Annotated in this window: 1 protein-coding gene; it reads right to left on the reverse strand. The window is 65.9% G+C overall.

Annotated elements, in window-relative coordinates; translation table 11 throughout:
• Positions 1-566 (reverse strand): DUF2235 domain-containing protein (locus A9G05_RS26305; RefSeq protein ID WP_139131284.1); only part of this gene is annotated, 566 nt, incomplete at both ends.

The raw sequence follows: 566 nt of genomic DNA on the forward strand, positions 1-566 counted from the left end.
GGCTGTGCTCCAGGGGGCGCCGGGGCGTGACCACGGTGACTTCCGGCTTCGTGAGCAACAGGCGCTCCTGCTGCTGCGGGCGGTAGCCGCCGCCGATATTGGAGTGGACGCCCGGCAGCGCCAGCTCCTCATGCCCCGGGAACACCCGATTGAGGGCGAACTGCCAGCGCTTTTCATCCCGCGCGGTGATGTGCAGCACCTTGCGGGCGCAGTCGGCCGGCAGGTAGAGGTTGACGCCGGGGTTGTAGTCATTGACCGAAAAGTCGCCCTTGAGCGGGGCGTTGATGGCGGCCACGGTGTCGAACAGCCCGATGAAGTTGATCTGCACATCCCGTGTCCAGTCGAAGTCCGCCGGCAGGCCGAGACGGGCGGGCCCCAGCACCTGGGCCAGCACCCCGCCCCCGGGCTTGAGCACTTCGTTGGCGAAGTGCCGCGCGGAGGCGGCGCCCCGGCTGAAGCCGAAGATATCGAATTCCAGGGTGCGAATCTTGGCATCTGGGTTCGTGTCTTGGAAAAACTTGATCTGCTCTTCGATAAGGCTGGGGCTTTGCCTGACTCGGGCGGTT

The sequence above is a fragment of the Pseudomonas sp. ENNP23 genome (assembly GCF_001728945.1).
Lineage (GTDB): Bacteria > Pseudomonadota > Gammaproteobacteria > Pseudomonadales > Pseudomonadaceae > Metapseudomonas > Metapseudomonas otitidis.